Here is a 1,807-nt window from a genome sequence, read left to right as displayed (position 1 = left end):
TCAAGATTGAAGCCTTATGAGCCAGTGCTAGAAGAGATTCGGTGAGGCGCGGTCTAACAACGCAGCCGTAGGGTGCGTTCCCTAATGTGGCTCCTACTGCTCCACTAGCAGTAGGCTAATCTGGCTAACACGCTTTTGGGCGTGATATTCTGTGTTTGTATTCCAACACTTCGTTAATCGATAGCTATATAGAACTCAGCCAATGAGTATGAGTGAATCCAACGAGTTTGACATCACAACGCTAGAAAAACGGCATAAAGCGCTTACCTTCTTGTCGCAGAATAGTTAGCTTGCAATGGTGCCTTTGGCGCTTCCAGTAGCACTTGTTTTGGACGGTATTTCCCTTCTTACATCAGGTGCTAACGAAAAAGAGATTGCAGAACAAAGAAAAGTAGCGATCGACATTATTCGAGCAGGAAAAGAAAATGGTGTTGATGAAATAGAGATTACAATGTCTCAGAAAGCTGGTGTTGGTCTATCTTCAGACGTTGATGGTGTCCCAATTGAGTTTATTGTTGGTGCTTCAGGTACAATGAAGCTAAAGGTAAAATACAAGTAGTGGGTGATGGCGAAACTCTACTATCGTGGCATGGCAGAGCAAAACGACAGACCCAAAATTGGTCGTAGTGCCAGATTATTAGGGGTTAGACCTAATATCGATATAAACATTCAGCAAATGCCAGTAGGTTGCCTAGATGAACAAAGCTATTTGTTACCAGAGCCACAGCGTCAGTTGCATGGCGATCTTGTAACGGTTGCCATTAGGGACACAAAGGGAATGTCTGTTGCCCTATCCATTGAAGGTTTACCAGCATTTCGCAAACCTGCCAGTTTTGGTGGAACTGGCAAAGACCCTTTATGGCAAATTGACGATAGCCATATCACAGGGGATTTACAGGCTGTCCAAGATAGCCCGACTCACGTTAGCATCATGCCAAGAGTTACAATGGCTCTAGAAAAGTACGAGGCAGCATTGGCAAACACCCAAAAATATTGGGAAAAGGTTGATTAGTGGCATACACACAATGGGAGGCTATCAAAATGGCATGGATATTTAGTCTATCGGCAGAATGTGGTTCGGATGAGAGCAACGCCCATAAATTTGCTCAGCATTTTGAGGGAGTATCATGGTTGCTGTCAACTGGTCGCCATTGCCAGTGTCACACAGATATATTCCAAGACATAGAAGAAAATTGGTGGTGTCGTGTTTCACCAAGTAATCTTAGCGAAGTGGGAATAGACAGCCCTGAAAGTGCATATTCAATGACAGAGTTAGGTATCTTACTATATCAGTCCCTACGATTTGCTCCCCCATTCCGTTATGCACTGGTTGGTGTTGAAGTCGATGAATTTAGAACTTACAGCGAGCTTATCGAAGAATCATCTAACTTATCTATCCCAGGACTGGTTTTAGCAAAACCACTCGAACAAGAGCTAGGAATATTGTCAGTATTGCGCCCCTTTAGTTCTAGTTATGTTTGGCAACCCTACGCAGGAGAAGTTTACAATCCGCTTATGGCATCCCAAAACTTAAAAAATAAGCTTAATGAACTGCTTAAGTTAACCTCACAAGCGAAGACGGCATAACTAGACCGTTACACTGCTCCCACTGTTATAGCGGTTCTCGCATCTGTGCGGCACACTTAAACCTTTGCTGATTAAGCTGTTCAGGATCGGGAATGTACCTCTTGTGAATCAGAAACGCTATAACCCACATTCCGCACCCTAAAGTGTCACATTGAAAATTTTATCTAAATCGTCAAAACGATTGCCGGCTCTGAATTACAGGCTAATTTGTTTGCCCAGC

General features: G+C 43.6%; 3 protein-coding genes. All 3 read left to right on the top strand.

What is annotated here, in order from left to right:
• Positions 1-295 precede the first annotated feature (295 nt).
• From PX636_RS08835 to PX636_RS08825, 3 genes are read left to right on the top strand one after another with little or no spacing between them, the layout of a single operon-like run.
• Positions 296-559: a KH domain-containing protein gene (locus tag PX636_RS08835; RefSeq protein ID WP_079208077.1), complete on the top strand. Its 264-nt coding sequence runs from the start codon at positions 296-298 to the stop codon at positions 557-559.
• A 6-nt stretch (positions 560-565) separates the two neighbouring features.
• On the top strand, positions 566-1,012 hold the full coding sequence (locus tag PX636_RS08830; RefSeq protein WP_002791845.1) for a Tse2 family ADP-ribosyltransferase toxin: 447 nt from the start codon (positions 566-568) through the stop codon (positions 1,010-1,012).
• Between the two features lie 29 nt (positions 1,013-1,041).
• Positions 1,042-1,587, top strand: a complete 546-nt coding sequence (locus PX636_RS08825; RefSeq protein ID WP_002789223.1) for a hypothetical protein — start codon at positions 1,042-1,044, stop codon at positions 1,585-1,587.
• Positions 1,588-1,807: the final 220 nt, after the last annotated feature.

The organism is Microcystis sp. M53598_WE2, assembly GCF_030067735.1.
GTDB lineage: Bacteria > Cyanobacteriota > Cyanobacteriia > Cyanobacteriales > Microcystaceae > Microcystis > Microcystis aeruginosa.
Note: the sequence above shows the minus strand (reverse complement) of the source record. Positions and strands in the feature narration are given on the sequence as shown.